Raw genomic sequence first — 14,659 nt, forward strand, 5'->3', positions numbered from 1 at the left:
CACCGGCTATTCGGCGAAGCGATGCCGCACCAGCCGCGGGCGCTTGGGCCGCCGATCGGCGAAGTCCTTCAGCAGCGGGTGGCCACCCTGCCAGTTGTCGGGCAGCAGGATGCGGCGATGATTCGGATGTCCGTCGAACCGGATACCGTACATGTCGTAGGTCTCCCGCTCGTGCCAGTTGGCGCCGGGATACAGGTTGGCGATGGACGGGATGTGCGCGCCCTGCCGCGGCAGGTCGACCTTGATGTGGATGTTGCGCACGCCCACCTCGTCCGGGTTGATGCGGGCGAGGCTGGTGACCAGGGTCAGGCGATCCTGCCAGTCGATCGCGGTGACGACGCTGCAAAAGGTGAATCCCGCCTCATAGCAGGCGCGCACGACCTCCTCGTACCGGTCGGCCGGCACGAGGATCTCGGTGTCCCCGTTGATGTGGGTCTCAAACTGGGCGTCCGGGAAACGCTCCTTCAAGAAGTCCAAGCGGACTCACCCCCTGGAGTACTCTAAGCGGCGAATGCTGGGCGAAAGCGAGATGGCGCCCGGGACTCAGACCCAGTGCAGCACGCCCTTCTTGTACGCGTAAAACAGCCCGACCGCCAGAACCAGGAGGAAGAGGAACATCTCGATAAGGGCACCGGCGCCGAGCACGTTGAACACGACCGCCCAGGGGTACAGGAAGATCGCTTCCATATCAAACACAAAAAAGGTGAGTGCGAACACGTAGTACCGGATGTTGAAGTTCACCAGTGCATCGTCGAAGGGGAGCTCGCCGCACTCGTAGGTCTCGAGCTTTTCACCCTGGTTGGGATTGCGGGGCGCAAACAGCGCAACGAGTCCATAGTTCATGAGGGCAAAACCGACGGCGACGATGATCGTCACCACCAGGTCTACGTAAGAGTAGCTCACCGGGCATTATCCCCTTTCCGAGAGCGACGTCGGAGGCCGCAGTGACCCGGCCTCCGGTCAAAGGGCAGGGCAACCGGCCCTGCCCAGATGATGCTAACCCTTCGTGATCAGGCCGCGCTTGCCGGTCTTGATCATCTCCTGGATCTCCATGAGTCCCTGGAGCAATGCCTCAGGCCGGGGCGGGCACCCCGGCACGTACACGTCGACCGGCACGACCTTGTGAACGCCATCGACCACGTTGTACGTGTCCCAGTAAGGGCCGCCGTTGGATGCGCACGCACCCATGGCAATCACAAATTTAGGCTCCGACATCTGGTCGTAGAGCCGCCGAACCACGACTGCCATCTTCTCGTTCACCGTGCCGGCCACGATCATCACGTCGGCCTGGCGCGGCGACATGCGCATCGCCTCGGAGCCGAAGCGGGCGATATCGTACTTCGAACTGCAGGCCGCCATCATCTCGATGGCGCAGCACGCGATGCCGAAGCCCAGGGGCCAGGTCGAGTTGCCGTAGCCCCACCCCAACACCTTCTTGATGACGTCGGGCAGTTTGCCGGCAATGACGTTCTCGTTGACGACGTCAATTTCCGAGACGACTACCTCGTCGTTGAGCCAATCCAGCTCGTGGCGCGCCTGGCTCAAGGTGTCACCTCCCCTGTTCTGGGAAGAGTCAGTTCGTACTAGGCGACCCCATGCACCTTCCGTCACACACTACTGCCCATTATACTGTCATGTTTCTTTAAGAGTCAACGACGGCGGGGCGCCAAAGGGCTACGGCCCCGCGCCCTTCAAGATGAAAAGGCGTTATATGGCGGATGCACCGCAGGCATGCTGCCCTACAGCCCCGTCACCAGCCGTTCGCGGAACTCGGCCAGGGAGCCCGACCGGCCCGGCGGAAGCGGCCGCCCCTCCCGGTCGATGAGGAAGTCCGTGATGAAGAAGACGTCGATCCCTGCCCGGGCAGCCGCGCCGTCCTCCTGCACGTCGTTGCCCACCATCAGGCACTCCTCGGGTCTGCGCCCGATTCTTTCCAGCACCTCGAGGAAGTACTCGGGCTGCGGCTTGCAGGCGTGCATCTCCTCGTATGCCGTCACCAGCCGCCACGGCAGGTCGTGCACCTCGATCCAGCGCATGCGCTCCTCGATGGCGAGGCGGGGGAAGAGCGGGTTGGTGGCAAGGACGATCTCGTACCCCTTTTCCAGCGCCGCCTCGACCACGGACCGGGCCATCCCGGGCAGCCCCGGGCAGGCCGCGCGCAGCTCAGGGAACCGGGTGCGGTAGAACTCCTCGAAAACCGGCATCAGCGCGGCCTCGTCGTGCCCCACGGCGGGGAAGAACGCCCGGGCGAAGACCTGGGCGTTGGTGAGCGTGGGGTCGGTGTTGCGCACCATCGCCCCGGTGGCCGCCCACACCTCCTTCACCAGTTGCTCGGGAGGGATGATGTGGCCGACGTACTCGGCCAGCGCCTGCATGTAGCCTCTGATGAACGCGTCGGTGTCGATGGGGAGAAGCGTGCCGTCCAGGTCAAACAGGATCGTCCGGACCAACGGATCACCTCGTTCCACAAGTTTACGTCCTGGAGTATTGGGCATTCCGCCGCCAACTCCTGCTCGCGCTTGGTGCTCACCGCTGCTCACGGCTCCGGGCAGGCGAGCCAGCAGGGCGATTGTCGAAGTAATGTCGAACGATTCTGCACACTTCGACACGGAATCCCCTTGCGCGAGGGTCACCGAGCAGCTAACATAGGGTTAGCGCGAATCACCATATGTTTCTGCAAATCTTCGTAGGGGGGAAAGCCGTTGCCGCTGTCACGCCTGCGTCGCCTACTCGAAGAGGAACGCTACCGCGAAGCGCAGCTAGAGGGAGAGCGGCTCATTCATGCAGGAACACTGACGGCAGAAGAGTTGGCCCACGCCTACAAGGGAACCGCCATGGCCAGCTATTACCGGCGGGAGGTCTACGCCGCGATCAAGCTGGGCGAATATGCGTTGGCGGTTGCGGAACGCACGACCAACTGGGAACTCATCAACAAATGCCGCTATGACCTCGGTGAGTACTACCTGACCCTCGGCGACTACCCCCAGGCCTTTGACCACCTATTTCAGTGCCTCGATGATCTACATCGCACGCCGCATCTGATGGAGGTGGAAGCCGGTACCCACCACAAGTTGGCCCTGCTCTTCCGCTACCGCCGGCAGTACGCGGACGCGATCGGATCGCACCACCTCTCCCTGGACCTGCTCCGGCGCTGCGGCCACTGGCCGCTGCTCATGGAGGCGCTGCGCGGCCTGGTCTACTGCTACCTGGCCCTCGACCAACCCGACGAGGCGCTCCCTTACCTGGAGCAGCTGGAGCATCTCCTGGGCGAGCACCCGAACGACCAAGTCGCCGCCAGCCTGCTCACCGACTGGGCTTATTACCATCAGAGGACTGGCGACCTGCGCCAGTCCATGGCCTTCTGCACCCGGGCGATGGCCCCCGGCCTGCCCGGCCAGGACGAAAACGTCCTCTCCACCGCATCGGTCATCGCCGGCGAGAACGCCCTGTCCCTGGGCCGGTACGACGAGGCCCAGCTCTTCGCGAACCTGGCGATGCAGTACGCCCTGGAGTCCCGCCAGTCGGCCCTGATGAACCGGGCAGCGGCCCTGCGCCGAAAGCTATATGAGCGGGGCCAAGCCCGCCCCTGACACGGCCTTCGAGGTTCGGGCGGATGCAAAAAGAGACCCGGTACAGCGTACCGGGAGCCCGACTGGTTGCTTCATCGACAAACAACGGAAAGGGGAGAATCGAATGCGCCGGATCCTCATCAGCCTGTTCATCATGGCCAGCATGCTCGCCATGGCCGCGACCGCCCTGGCCGAGCCGCGGAGCGGCGGTCCTTCCTCTTTCTAAGCTTTACGGACAACAACTTAGGCGCTGCATTCATGCAAGGTCGGCGGAGGCCTGTCCTCCACACAGGAGGACGGGCCTCACCCTTTGTGCGCCTGCGACGCGCCCCGGATGAGCAGGACGAGCTCCTCCGGCGTGATCTGCGCCTCGGCCGCCATCGAGATCGCCTCGGCGTATCGAATCATCTGGGCCGGGGTTATGTCCACCGGCGCCGACTCCATGCGGCCCCGGGCGTAGAAAGAGAGCGGGATGCCCGTGATGGAGACCATCTGGCTCAGCACCATCGGGCCGACCTCGCAGTTGCGCTCCATGATGTCGTTCAGCGCCCGCACCGAAAGGCCGAGCTGGTACGCGACCACGGGACGTGTGAAGGTCTCGGGGAATTCCTGGCACAGGAAGTCGACTACCCGGGCGAAGCGCTGCTCGACGGTCTCCAGCTCGATCTTGCGCCGCTCCTCCGGTGACAGTTGCTCGTAGTAGCGGGCAAAGCGCTGCCCCACCGTCCAGGCCTGTCCACCGATGAGCAGGGCGGCGCGGTCGTCATAAGGCGGCGCGTGCACCTCGCCCAGGAGGAACGCGATGCTCACGCCCAGCGCCTTGGCCAGGCGCCCCAGGGCATCGATGGTCGGGTTGACCTTCGCCCCCTTCTCCAGTTGCGAGATGTACCCGACCGCGAGGCCGCTCTTCTCGCTAACCTGCTGAAGGATCAACCCCTGCTGGTTCCGCGCCCAGGCCAGCCTTTCACCCATGGTACTGTGCATGGTCGCCCCCCCTTCGCCACACACGCTCCCCACATCAAGAGTTTGGGACCTTCATTTTAACAGCACGTGAGACTGCGAGTCAACTGTTGACAGATTATTTCGCGTTCAACGACATAACCGGGAGGGACGCACCGTCTGTCGAACCGGCACGCCCCTCCCGCTGCTGCCGCCGCGTCAGTTCGTCGCCCGCTCCAGGGCCTGGGCCACGTCCTCGATGATATCGTCGATGTGCTCGGTGCCCACCGAGAGCCGCACCATCTCGGGCGTGACACCTGCTGCCCGACGCTCCTCGTCGGACAGCTGCTCGTGGGTGGTTGAAGCAGGGTGAATCGCCAGCGACTTGGAATCGCCCACGTTGGCCAGGTGGGAGAACAGCCGGAGCGACTCGATGAAGCGGCGCCCTGCCTCCAGCCCGCCGCGGATGCCGAAGGCGAGGATGGCCCCCTGCCCCCGGGGCAGGTACCGCTTGGCGTTCCCGTAATACGGGCTCGACTCCAACCCGGGGTAGGTGACCCACTCCACCTTGGGGTGCGCCTCCAGGAACCGGGCGACGGCCAGGGCGTTGGCCGAATGCCGCTCCATCCGCAGGTGCAGCGTCTCCAGCCCCTGCAGGAACAGGAACGCGTTGAAAGGCGAGAGGGCGCCGCCCATGTCGCGCAGAAGGCTCACCCGGGCCCGCAGGATGTACGCCTGCTCGCCCAGGTCGGCGTAGCGCAGGCCGTGATAGGCCGGATCGGGCTCCGTGTAGAGCGGATGCCTGCCGGCGCCCCAGTCGAACCGGCCGCCGTCGACGATCACGCCGCCGATCGCGGTGCCGTGGCCGCCGATGAACTTGGTGGCCGAGTGAATCACGATGTCGGCGCCGTGCTCGATGGGACGGCAGAGGTACGGCGAGGCGAAGGTGTTGTCGACGATGAGCGGCAGCCCGTGCTCGTGGGCGACGGCGGCAATCGCCGCGATGTCCGGCACGTCGCACCGGGGATTGCCGATGGTCTCAATGTAAAGCGCCCGGGTGCGGTCCGTGATGGCCGCACGGAAGTTTTCGGGGTCGGAAGGCTCGACGAACTTCACCGTGATGCCCAGGCGGGGCAGGTTGTGGGCGAACAGGGCATACGTGCCGCCGTACAGGCTCGTGGCGGCGACGATCTCGTCGCCCGCCCGGGCCAGGTTCAGGATGGCGTACAGTTCCGCATTCTGCCCCGAGGCCACGGCGAGGGCCCCCACGCCCCCCTCCAGGGCGGCCATCCGCTTCTCGAACACGTCCGTGGTCGGGTTCATGATGCGGGTGTAGATGTTGCCCGGCTCCTGCAGGCTGAAGAGCCGGGCCGCGTGCGCCGTGTCCCGGAACACGTAGGAGGTGGTCATGTACAGCGGGACCGCCCGCGCCCCCGTGGGATCGATCTCGTGGCCCGCGTGAATGGCCAGTGTCTCGAGCCGGTACTTCCGTTCTGCCAACGCCACCACTCCCCACTCTTCGCACTCGAAGGTGACTGTATCCTAACACGGCCCTGCCGGCGGATCCAGCAACTGTACTACGATATGCATACAGTTGGGGACAAAAAACCAGGGCCCCTCCCGCTCGGGGAAGGGCCCAGGGTCTCACATCCGGACGTCCAGGAGCAGCCCGCGGATCTCGTCCACCGCGGCGAGGATCGCCAGCCGGTCCTGCTCCTGCTCCAGCACCATGCGGGCGAGCTCCTCCAGCCGCTGGTCCACCCGCTGGATGGTGACCATCGTCCGCTGCTCCCAGGCGTAGGAATCCCACTCCAGGTTCTGCCGGACTTCCATCATGTGGTGGGTCAGGTCGCGGAAGAGCCGGCCGATGGCCTCCCGGTAAAGTTGCAGGTCGTGCTGGCTGAGCGACTCCGTCAGCCGGCGCCCCAGCTCGTCGATCTCCTGCAGCGCGCGGTCAATCCGCTCGTTGAACTGCATGGCGTGCGACCGCGCCAGCTGTTCGCGAAACGGCACCCGGGTTGCGGGCGTGGCCCGCTCTCCGTGGCCTGTGGTCGCGATGCGGGTCAGGCCGGTGATCAGCCTTACCCGTTCCATCGGCATCCCCCTTTCACGCCTGCTCCCCGAGCGCGTCCACGGCTGCCAGAATCGTCTCGGTGGCGGGCATCCCCGGCTGTACCCAGCGCACGATGCCGTTGCGGTCCACCAGGACCACCGTGCGGGCGATGAACCCCAGCGCGTTCAGCACGCCGTACGCTCGCGCCACGTGCTTCCCCTCGTCCGCGCAGATCGGGAAGCCGAAGCGGTTCTTCTCCGCCCACCGCTGGTGCGAGGCCAGGCTGCCGGGATTGACGGCCACGACCTGCACATCCCGCGCGGCGTACGCCGCGGCCGCGTCACGCGCAGCCGCCAGCTGCCGGTTTCAGCCCGGGGTGTTGTCCTTCGGGTAAAAGATGATCAGCGCCCGCTTCCGCCCCCGCAGTGCGGAGAGCGTGAACGGCCCCTCCGTGGACTCGAGGGTGAAATCCGGAGCCACCTCGCCCGGTTGAACCATCGGCGCCTTCACTCCCGTTTCCTTTTGATCGGCTATTCGCCGCAGCCCGCCAGATTCCTCCAGCCCCGCGGCGATCAGTGCCACACCGGATGGCCGAGGAAGGCGGAAATGGGTTCCGCCAGGCGGTGCGCTTCCAGAAGCGCCGCCCGGTGACCGGCCAGCGACTCCAGGACCCACACCTCCGCACGGCCGCCGTAGGTCCGGACCAGATCCGCGAACTCCCGGCCGGCGGACGGCGGGAACAGGATGTCGCTGGAGACCGGGATCAGCAGGATCTCCGCGGCGATCTTCTGCGCCGCGACGTCCAGGTCCCGGTTTCCGTGGGCGATGTTGTGCAGGAGAGCCATGCGGGCGGCGGCCGCGAACCGGCCGGGGTCCAGGTGCGCCGCCAGTCGTTCCGCCTCCGCCTCTACCTCCGCCTGGAAGGCATACCGCCCCTCCGGCCCGGTCCAGGGGTGGGGCGAAGCCGGCGCCGTGCGCCGCCCCCACACGGCGTCGAGCCAGTCGTTGGACGACGAGAGCGTCAGGTACAGCCGCAGGGCGTACAGCAGCCCTTCGGCCGGGTCGGTCCGGATGGCGTCGATGGCGGCCTGGCAGACCGCCAGGGCGAAGAGCGGACTCGCCTGGTGGCCGCTGGCCACCGCGATGACCTGGTCCACCCGGTCCGGATAGGTGACGGCCCACTCCAGGGCCTGGAAACCCCCGGTCGAGGGGCCCGCGACGCAGGCCAGCCGCTCGATGCCCAGCGACTTCAGCAGTTGCCGCTGCAGCCGGACGTTGTCGCGCACCGTGATCTGCGGGATCGCCTCCCCCGTACCCCAGCCGCAGAAGGTGTCGGCCGCGATCACGAAGTAACGGTCGGTGTCAAATGCCCGGCCGGGCCCGATCAGCGGCTCCCACCAGCCCGGTCGGGGGTCAGCCGGGCCCGCGGCCGCGTGGCAGTCCGCCGCGAGCGGGTGACAGAGCAGCACCGCGTTGTCCCGCCGGGCGTTCAGCCGCCCGTAGGTCTCGTAACCCACGGTGGCCGAAATCGTCTCCCCCACCTCCAGCCGCAGCCGATCAGTAGAGAAGAGCTGTCTGGTGTTGGTCACGCGCGTTGTCGCCTCCTGAGCGCGCATGAAGGGCGCGTCGCGCTGCGCCCCGCTGCGCCGGTCTTCAGGACTTGGCGAACCAGACCGGCATCTCCTGTCTTCCTGCGGCGGGGAATGCTGGATTCCAGCCGTTTCGGCGGCCGCTGCCGGGGTTACCGCGCCGGTCCCCCCGCCCGCCGGGCCGCACGACCCGATGAGACCCTCGCCCGCTGCACCGACCCCTTCCCGGCCTGCCGGCCGAACCGGCAGTGGGGCAGGAGCGGGCACTGACTGCACTGCGGGTTCCGGGCGTGGCACACCTGGCGGCCGTGGTAGATCAGCCAGTGGTGCGCCTGCGACCAGTACTCCCGAGGGATCCGCTCCATCAGCTGCCGCTCGGTCTCCTCGGGCGTCTTCGCCTCCGCCAGCCCCAGCCGGTTGGCCACGCGGAACACGTGGGTATCCACCGCGATCGCCGGAATCCCGAAGGCGTTGGAGAGCACCACGTTGGCGGTCTTCCGGCCGACGCCGGGCAACTGAATCAGCTCCTCCATCGTCGACGGCACCTCGCCGCCGTGCTTCTCCAGCAGCATCTGGCTGAGCCCCTGGATGTTCTTCGCCTTGCTCTTCCACAGCCCGCAGTCGCGGATCATCTCGCCGATCTCGTCCACCGACAGCGCCGCGAAGTGTTCGGGACGGTTGTAGCGGGGGAAGATGCGGGCGGTGACGATGTTGACCCGGGCGTCGGTGCACTGGGCCGAGAGGACGGTCGCCACCAGCAGTTCAAACGCATTCCGGTGGTTGAGCGCGCACTTGGCGTCCGGGTACATCTCCTCCAATTTCCTCAGAATCGCCTCGGTGTCCACGGACTTGCGTGCCATGCTGTCACTCCTGTCTCGGTTCGCCGGCCGGAACCCGCGGGGATCCCGCGGAGAACCGCTGCCGCTTTTCGGGTGGGCGGCGCGTTCCGCCGCACGCCCGCCTGACGTCGAAACAAGGGTACGCTCTATGTCTTGAAAGGGGGTCGGGCGATGGAGGCCCTGCTCGCACAGATCCTGGTCGGGCTGGCTTCGCCGGACGGGGAGCGGCGGGTGCAGGCAGCCCGCGAACTGGAGGCGCTGCTGTCCGCCCGGCTGGACGAAGGCGAAACGGAATGGACCCCGGTGATCGACGCCCTGCTGCCCTCCATGGTGGCGGGGCTGGGCGACCCCGAGAAGGGGGTGCAGGTGCACTGCGCCAACTGCCTGGAGTTCCTGGCGTACCAGTCGGGAGCGGTGGTGCCGGCCCTCCGGGCGGCCCTGAAGCCGCCGGACGGGCGGCAGGCCTGGACGGCCGCCTTCGTCCTGGCCCGCCTCGGCCTGTGGTCGGACGAGGTGGGCGAGGCCCTGTCCGCGGCGATGGGCGCCCCGGACCGGGACACGCGCTGGGCCGCAGCCGGCTTCGCGCTGGGCCTCGGCCGTGCGCACCCCGAGTGCGTGGCGATGGTCAGGCGGACGCTCCGTGCACCCGTGCCCAACGCCCGCAAGATGGCCGCCTACTGCCTGGGCGCCATGGGGGAGTACGCCGATGTCGCCGCGGACCTGGCCGATCGGCTGGCTGACCCCGACCGGGACGTCCGCCGGGCCGCGGTCCTGGCCCTGAACCGGCTCCCCCATGTGGATGCGGCGATCCGGCAGGCCGTGGCCCGGCTGCGGCAGGATCCCGACGAGTTCGTGCGCCGGGCCGCCGACGCCGTGGCGGCACGCTGGGGCGTCTGACCGCGGCCCAGGCAGGCGGGGTCACACAGACGGGCCGAGCATGGCCGCCACCAGGTCTGTGAAGGACCGGGTGAGCCGGGACTTGGTGACCACCCTGGCGCCCAGGCCCTCGGCGGCCCGGCGGGCCTCCACGTCCACGTGTGCGCCGAAGGCCAGGACCGGAATGCCCCGCTCCCGGGCGGCCCGGACCAGCGCCAGGGCCGCCTCGCCGGCCTCCAGGTCGACGATGGCCAGGTCGACGCCCCCGGGCAGGCTGACCTGTGTGATCGCCGCGTTCCCGGGGGCCTGCCCGGACCCGCCGGCGCTGAGGTCCCGCACCTCCGGCTTGTGTCCGAGGTCACGCAGGGCCCGCTCCAGCCGTTCGGCGAAGAACAGGTCCGCGGCCAGCGCGTAGACGGACGCCATCTACGGATTCCCCCTCGATCAGTTGTACACCTTTTGGTCGCCGGCGGCCCGCTCAGCGGCGCGCCGCCGGCGGAAGCCACTATCCGGGAGGATGTGCGCATGACAGCCAGGTATGAACGATCCGCAGCCCTGTACGAGCGCGCCGTGGCCCGCATCGTCGGCGGCGTCAACTCGCCCGCCCGCTCCTTCAAGTCCGTGGGCGGCGGCGCTCCGGTCTTCATGGCCCGCGGGCAGGGTCCCTACCTCTATGACGTGGACGGCAACCGGTACATCGACTACATCGGGGCGTTCGGCGCCGGGATGTTCGGCCACGGCCACCCGGAGCTCGTCGCCGCCGTCGCCCGCGCGGCGGAAGGCGGCACGATCTACGGCACCCCCAACCCGTGGGAGGTGGAGTTGGCCGAGCGCATCCACCAGGCGCTTCCGTCCATGGAGCGGATCCGCTTCGTCACCACGGGTACCGAGGCGGTCATGTCCGCGGTGCGGGTCGCCCGGGCCTTCACCGGCCGGCCGAAGATCATCAAGATGGAGGGCTGTTACCACGGTCACTCCGACTTCGCCCTCATCGCCGCGGGCTCCGGCCCGTCTCAGCTGGGAACGCCCGATTCAGCCGGCGTCACCGAGGGGGTCGCCCAGGACGTCATCACCGTGCCGTACAACGACCTGGACAGCCTGGGCGAGGCGCTGGACGTCTGGGGCCCGCAGGTGGCCGCCGTCCTGGTGGAGCCCATCGTGGGCAACTTCGGCGTGGCCATGCCCAAGCCCGGCTACCTGGAAGGGGTCAAGCGGCTGGCCCACGCGCACGGAGCGCTGCTGATCTTCGACGAGGTCATCACGGGCTTCCGGGTGGCGTACGGCGGCGCGCAGACCCTGCTGGGGATCGAGCCGGACCTGACGACGCTGGGCAAGATCATCGGCGGCGGGCTGCCGCTGGCCGCCTACGGGGGCCGGGCCGAGATCATGGACTGGGTCGCGCCCCTGGGGCCCGCCTACCAGGCCGGCACCCTGGCCGGAAACCCGCTCTGCATGCAGGTCGCGCTGACCGGCTTGGAGATCCTCTCCCGCCCGGGAGTCTACGAGCGGCTGGACGCCGACGCCGCCTACCTGGCCGACGGGCTGGTGCGGTCCGCCCGCAGCCACGGTCACACGGTGCAGCTGGGCCGCGCGGGCTCGATGTTCACCCTGTTTTTCTGCGACGAGCCCGTGGTCGACTACAGGACGGCCCAGCGGTCGGACCCCGCCAAGTTCGCCGCCATGTTCCGGGGGCTGCTGGACCGGGGCATCGCGCTGGCCCCCAGCCGCTTCGAGGCATGGATGCTCACCGTGCAGCACACCCGGGCCGACCTGGAGGAGACGCTGCAGATCGCCGACGAGGTCTTCGCGCAGATGGCGGGACAGTAGGCACATACGGACGGAGGGAGCCGGGGTTACCCCACGGCTCCCTCTTCGTATCACCCGGTCCTTCCTCGTGCCGGGGACCGGCTCCGTGCCGTGTGCCGCCGCGGGGCGCCTCCCCGGGCTACAGCGTCGGGATCCGACCGACCATGCTGACCAGGGCGACCGCCAGGCCCACGCCCACCAGCACCGCCAGCGCCACGGCGACGCCGACCGGAATCAGGAAGATCACCACGGCCTGCCCGGTATCCACCCGCAGGGCGGCCCGCAGGGCCAGCACCGTGAGGACCAGCAGCCAGACCCAGAACACGATTCCGACGAGCGCGGAGAGCCAGGTCAGGCCCAGCCGGCTCAGCATGAGGTTCAGCGGGGCCTGAAGCAGCGCCGGCAGTCCGGCAAAGCCCAGGGTGGCGAGCATCGCCCGGCCGTCCCGCGCCGCGCCCATCAGCTCGCCGATCAACCCGTAGATGGCCGCCCGGCCAAACCACCACAGCACGCTGGCGAGGATCCCGACGACCGCGCCGAACACCGAGGCCGACCCCGTCAACGCCTGGATGACCTCCACGACCTCCGGCGGGACGTCCGAGGGCAACAGGCCGGGGTCCAGCGCCATGGCATCCCGCGCGGAGGCCATCCCCAGGAGGCCCGTGAAGACCGCGAGCCCCGTCACCACCCATGCGGCGGCGCCCACGGGCCGCTCGTCCGCGATCTTGGCCATCGCCCTCCCCGGGGCGATGAAGACGTCGAGCATCAGATCCCACACCGAAGTCGCGCCGTTCTGCGCAGACGGTTCCGTCATCGGTCTAACCCTCCACTCGCACTAACGGATGCTCACCGGCCCCGGCTCCAGGGCGTACAGGCCGCTCGGCAGCCCCAGGGAGGCGGGCGGGAGGATCCCCCGGCCCAGCAGAGCCCCCAACAGCCCGTTGGCGCGGTTCATCTCCCGCACTTCCGGCTCCCCCGGCAGGCCGGCCAGCTCTGCCGCCACCTGCACCGCGCGCTTCAGGTCGCCCAGCTCATCGACCAGCCCCAGCTCCAACGCCTTCCGGCCGGTCAGGATGCGCCCGTCGGCGATCTTCCGGACTTGTGCCTCGTCCATGCCACGGCCCTCGGCCACGACCGGGACGAAGGCCTCGTAGGTCTCGTCCACCAGGTCCTGCAGGAGGTCCCGCTCGGCGTCGGTCATCTCCCGATCCGGGCTGCCCATGTCCTTGAACGGTCCGCTCTTAAAGGTGTACGTCTTGTAGCCGACCTTCTCATATACCTCGGACAGGTTCCCCACCTGCAGGATGACCCCGATGGAACCGGTCATCGTGTCCGGGCTGGCGATGATCCGGTCCGCCCCGGCCGAGATCCAGTAGCCGCCCGAGGCGGCGCTCTCGCCCATGGAGACCACCACCGGCTTCCCGGCGTCCTGCACCCGCCGGACCGCCTCCGCGATCTCCCAGGAGGCGACCACGCTTCCGCCCGGGCTGTTGACCCGCAGGACGACGGCCTTCACCGCCGGGTCCTCCGCCGCCCGGTCCAGGTGTTTCACGATGGTCTCCGAACCGGCGCCGGCGCCGCTCAGGAGGCTGCCGGAGCCTTCCCCGGACACGATGGTCCCCTCCACCCGCACCAGGGCCACCTGTCCGCCGGATGGCCCTTTCGGGCTGCCGACCTCCCGGCCGGTGCCCTGCCAAAAGGCCACGGCGAGCGACAAAACGACGATGGCGACGATCGCGCCGGCCGCAATCCAACGCTTCATGGTGTTCTTCACTCCTCTTCAGGGGATTTGTCAGCTTCCTTCTAGTCCTCTCGCGCGATGCGCCTGATCCACGGCCCCAGGGTCAGGCTCAGGCCGCCGAGGGCCAGGCTGACCGCGAGGAACGAGCCCACGTACCGTACGTAGGGCAGACGGGAGAACAGGGTGAGGCAGACCAGCCCCAGCAGGAAGGCCGCAGACCGCGGTGCCTGCCCGTCGCCCCGCACCCGGCCCAGAATCGCCCATCCCAGCCAGCCCGCGACGAAGACCTGGCCCAGGTAGATGGCCGCCGCGTACAGCGGCAGCACCACCATCAGCGCGGCGGGAATGCCGCCGACCGTGAGCATCAGCACCAGCGCCAGCACGGGGACGCCGGCCAGCAGCCCGGCCCCGACGGCCAGGGTGGCCCAGAAGTGGCCTGAAACCCGCCTCTGAAACGAGCCGAGCAGCCCCGGCGCCAGCCAGGTGACCAGAAGCCCGACCGCTGCGAAGCCGGCCAGACGCCCGAGCGCGAAGCCGTCCATGGTCAGCAGGGGCTGTGTCGCCCCCTCGCGGGCGACGAAGCGCACCTCGCCGACGCTGGCCCCGTCGTCGACCACCGGCGGCCGGTCGGCGACAGCCAGGATGCCGCCACGCACCACGGCGCCGGGCAGCACCCGGGCCTGGTCGTACCCGTGGAGGCTGAGATCCCCGCCGACCTCCCCCGACACGGTAACGCGGCTAGCCGTGGCAAACAGGCTCCGCCCGACCGTTCCCCCCAGCTCCACGTCACCGCTCAGGGCGAACCACGTGGTCCCGATCTCCGCCTCCGGGCCCAGGGTCGCCCTCTGGCTGACGGTTATGGCGCTCCGGCCCACCCGGCCCTCGATGGTCACCGCTTCCAGGGCCAGCACTCGCACGTTGCCCAGCACCTGGCCCGAGATCCACACCCGGTTGGCGTAGCCGATCACGTCCCCCTCCACCGTGCCGGTGATCACCGCATCGGCGCCCAGGAGGATGAGGTCGCCCGCCAGCGTACCGTAGACCGCCGCGCCCTTCTCCGCGTTGACGACCAGGTCATCCTCCAGCCTCTCCCCTTCCGGGATGATCACCTGCTCCTCGCCGGCGGCGATCGGGGGCCGGCCCGCCTCGGGACCGCCCGCGGCGGCCGCCCCGACGGTGGACACAGCCGCGGCCAGCGCGGCCAGGGTCAGGACCAGCCAGATTCTCCATCGGCGCATTCGGTTCAC

18 protein-coding genes are annotated in these 14,659 nt (G+C 68.6%); 3 read left to right on the forward strand and 15 right to left on the reverse strand.

What is annotated here, in order from left to right; all coding sequences use genetic code 11:
* Positions 1–6: 6 nt before the first annotated feature.
* The 4 genes from STH_RS13810 to STH_RS13825 form a co-directional block, all read right to left on the reverse strand.
* Positions 7–477 carry an NADH-quinone oxidoreductase subunit C gene (locus STH_RS13810; RefSeq protein WP_011196894.1) on the reverse strand — a complete coding sequence of 157 codons (471 nt, stop codon included), beginning with the start codon at positions 475–477 and terminating at the stop codon, positions 7–9.
* 66 nt (positions 478–543) lie between these two features.
* Positions 544–903, reverse strand: coding sequence for an NADH-quinone oxidoreductase subunit A (locus STH_RS13815; RefSeq protein ID WP_011196895.1), 360 nt, complete (start codon positions 901–903; stop codon positions 544–546).
* A 93-nt stretch (positions 904–996) separates the two neighbouring features.
* Entirely contained in the window at positions 997–1,488 is a 492-nt protein-coding gene (locus STH_RS13820) for an NADH-quinone oxidoreductase subunit B (protein ID WP_375221288.1), read from the reverse strand.
* Between the two features lie 251 nt (positions 1,489–1,739).
* Positions 1,740–2,450: an HAD family hydrolase gene (locus tag STH_RS13825; protein WP_011196897.1), complete on the reverse strand. Its 711-nt coding sequence runs from the start codon at positions 2,448–2,450 to the stop codon at positions 1,740–1,742.
* A 384-nt stretch (positions 2,451–2,834) separates the two neighbouring features.
* On the opposite strand from STH_RS13825, the gene STH_RS13830 reads away from it, so the two are divergent.
* Positions 2,835–3,590 carry a tetratricopeptide repeat protein gene (locus STH_RS13830; protein WP_148205597.1) on the forward strand — a complete coding sequence of 252 codons (756 nt, stop codon included), beginning with the start codon at positions 2,835–2,837 and terminating at the stop codon, positions 3,588–3,590.
* Positions 3,591–3,872: 282 nt separating this feature from the next.
* Here the strand turns inward: STH_RS13830 and STH_RS17535 are convergent, their stop codons facing one another.
* The 7 genes from STH_RS17535 to nth form a co-directional block, all read right to left on the reverse strand.
* Positions 3,873–4,553 carry a helix-turn-helix domain-containing protein gene (locus STH_RS17535; RefSeq protein WP_050742301.1) on the reverse strand — a complete coding sequence of 227 codons (681 nt, stop codon included), beginning with the start codon at positions 4,551–4,553 and terminating at the stop codon, positions 3,873–3,875.
* A gap of 174 nt (positions 4,554–4,727) precedes the next feature.
* The gene (locus STH_RS13840; RefSeq protein ID WP_011196901.1) at positions 4,728–6,008 is read right to left on the reverse strand and encodes a homocysteine synthase; all 1,281 of its coding nucleotides are present in this window, start codon (positions 6,006–6,008) and stop codon (positions 4,728–4,730) included.
* A gap of 144 nt (positions 6,009–6,152) precedes the next feature.
* Positions 6,153–6,602 (reverse strand): YaaR family protein, encoded by a 450-nt coding sequence (locus tag STH_RS13845; protein ID WP_011196902.1) that lies wholly within the window; start codon positions 6,600–6,602, stop codon positions 6,153–6,155.
* A gap of 13 nt (positions 6,603–6,615) precedes the next feature.
* Complete coding sequence (locus tag STH_RS19530; protein ID WP_083766130.1) at positions 6,616–6,918, reverse strand: redoxin domain-containing protein; 303 nt, start codon at positions 6,916–6,918, stop codon at positions 6,616–6,618.
* 9 nt (positions 6,919–6,927) lie between these two features.
* On the reverse strand, positions 6,928–7,059 hold the full coding sequence (locus STH_RS19865; RefSeq protein WP_148205598.1) for a redoxin domain-containing protein: 132 nt from the start codon (positions 7,057–7,059) through the stop codon (positions 6,928–6,930).
* A 74-nt stretch (positions 7,060–7,133) separates the two neighbouring features.
* Positions 7,134–8,150 carry an alpha/beta fold hydrolase gene (locus STH_RS13855; RefSeq protein WP_043714188.1) on the reverse strand — a complete coding sequence of 339 codons (1,017 nt, stop codon included), beginning with the start codon at positions 8,148–8,150 and terminating at the stop codon, positions 7,134–7,136.
* A 152-nt stretch (positions 8,151–8,302) separates the two neighbouring features.
* Positions 8,303–9,010 carry an endonuclease III gene (gene nth, locus STH_RS13860; RefSeq protein ID WP_011196906.1) on the reverse strand — a complete coding sequence of 236 codons (708 nt, stop codon included), beginning with the start codon at positions 9,008–9,010 and terminating at the stop codon, positions 8,303–8,305.
* A 150-nt stretch (positions 9,011–9,160) separates the two neighbouring features.
* On the opposite strand from nth, the gene STH_RS13865 reads away from it, so the two are divergent.
* The gene (locus tag STH_RS13865) at positions 9,161–9,886 is read left to right on the forward strand and encodes a HEAT repeat domain-containing protein (RefSeq protein WP_043714190.1); all 726 of its coding nucleotides are present in this window, start codon (positions 9,161–9,163) and stop codon (positions 9,884–9,886) included.
* A gap of 21 nt (positions 9,887–9,907) precedes the next feature.
* Here STH_RS13865 and STH_RS18560 read toward each other — a convergent pair whose 3' ends face one another.
* The gene (locus tag STH_RS18560; RefSeq protein ID WP_011196908.1) at positions 9,908–10,291 is read right to left on the reverse strand and encodes a hypothetical protein; all 384 of its coding nucleotides are present in this window, start codon (positions 10,289–10,291) and stop codon (positions 9,908–9,910) included.
* 99 nt (positions 10,292–10,390) lie between these two features.
* Here STH_RS18560 and STH_RS13875 point away from each other — a divergent pair, with 99 nt between their 5' ends.
* On the forward strand, positions 10,391–11,692 hold the full coding sequence (locus tag STH_RS13875; RefSeq protein ID WP_011196909.1) for a glutamate-1-semialdehyde 2,1-aminomutase: 1,302 nt from the start codon (positions 10,391–10,393) through the stop codon (positions 11,690–11,692).
* Between the two features lie 118 nt (positions 11,693–11,810).
* Here STH_RS13875 and STH_RS13880 read toward each other — a convergent pair whose 3' ends face one another.
* The 3 genes from STH_RS13880 to STH_RS18940 are packed head-to-tail and all read right to left on the reverse strand — an operon-like array spanning position 11,811 to position 14,650.
* On the reverse strand, positions 11,811–12,485 hold the full coding sequence (locus STH_RS13880; protein ID WP_011196910.1) for a Yip1 family protein: 675 nt from the start codon (positions 12,483–12,485) through the stop codon (positions 11,811–11,813).
* 21 nt (positions 12,486–12,506) lie between these two features.
* Positions 12,507–13,433 carry a signal peptide peptidase SppA gene (gene sppA / locus STH_RS13885; protein WP_043714192.1) on the reverse strand — a complete coding sequence of 309 codons (927 nt, stop codon included), beginning with the start codon at positions 13,431–13,433 and terminating at the stop codon, positions 12,507–12,509.
* A gap of 41 nt (positions 13,434–13,474) precedes the next feature.
* Positions 13,475–14,650, reverse strand: a complete 1,176-nt coding sequence (locus STH_RS18940; protein ID WP_043714194.1) for a hypothetical protein — start codon at positions 14,648–14,650, stop codon at positions 13,475–13,477.
* Between the last annotated feature and the right edge of the window lie 9 nt (positions 14,651–14,659).

Source organism: Symbiobacterium thermophilum IAM 14863 (genome assembly GCF_000009905.1).
In the GTDB taxonomy this organism is placed as follows: Bacteria; Bacillota; Sulfobacillia; order Symbiobacteriales; family Symbiobacteriaceae; genus Symbiobacterium; species Symbiobacterium thermophilum.

What these genes read in the sequence shown, in the direction of transcription:
- STH_RS18560 (WP_011196908.1), bottom strand. Translation starts at nt 10,291, where the DNA reads ATGGCGTCCGTCTACGCGCTGGCCGCGGACCTGTTCTTCGCCGAACGG.
- sppA (WP_043714192.1), bottom strand. Translation starts at nt 13,433, where the DNA reads ATGAAGCGTTGGATTGCGGCCGGCGCGATCGTCGCCATCGTCGTTTTG.
- STH_RS17535 (WP_050742301.1), bottom strand. Translation starts at nt 4,553, where the DNA reads ATGCACAGTACCATGGGTGAAAGGCTGGCCTGGGCGCGGAACCAGCAG.
- STH_RS18940 (WP_043714194.1), bottom strand. Translation starts at nt 14,650, where the DNA reads ATGCGCCGATGGAGAATCTGGCTGGTCCTGACCCTGGCCGCGCTGGCC.
- STH_RS13845 (WP_011196902.1), bottom strand. Translation starts at nt 6,602, where the DNA reads ATGGAACGGGTAAGGCTGATCACCGGCCTGACCCGCATCGCGACCACA.
- STH_RS13880 (WP_011196910.1), bottom strand. Translation starts at nt 12,485, where the DNA reads ATGACGGAACCGTCTGCGCAGAACGGCGCGACTTCGGTGTGGGATCTG.
- STH_RS13865 (WP_043714190.1), top strand. Translation starts at nt 9,161, where the DNA reads ATGGAGGCCCTGCTCGCACAGATCCTGGTCGGGCTGGCTTCGCCGGAC.
- STH_RS13830 (WP_148205597.1), top strand. Translation starts at nt 2,835, where the DNA reads ATGGCCAGCTATTACCGGCGGGAGGTCTACGCCGCGATCAAGCTGGGC.
- STH_RS13875 (WP_011196909.1), top strand. Translation starts at nt 10,391, where the DNA reads ATGACAGCCAGGTATGAACGATCCGCAGCCCTGTACGAGCGCGCCGTG.
- nth (WP_011196906.1), bottom strand. Translation starts at nt 9,010, where the DNA reads ATGGCACGCAAGTCCGTGGACACCGAGGCGATTCTGAGGAAATTGGAG.
- STH_RS19865 (WP_148205598.1), bottom strand. Translation starts at nt 7,059, where the DNA reads ATGGTTCAACCGGGCGAGGTGGCTCCGGATTTCACCCTCGAGTCCACG.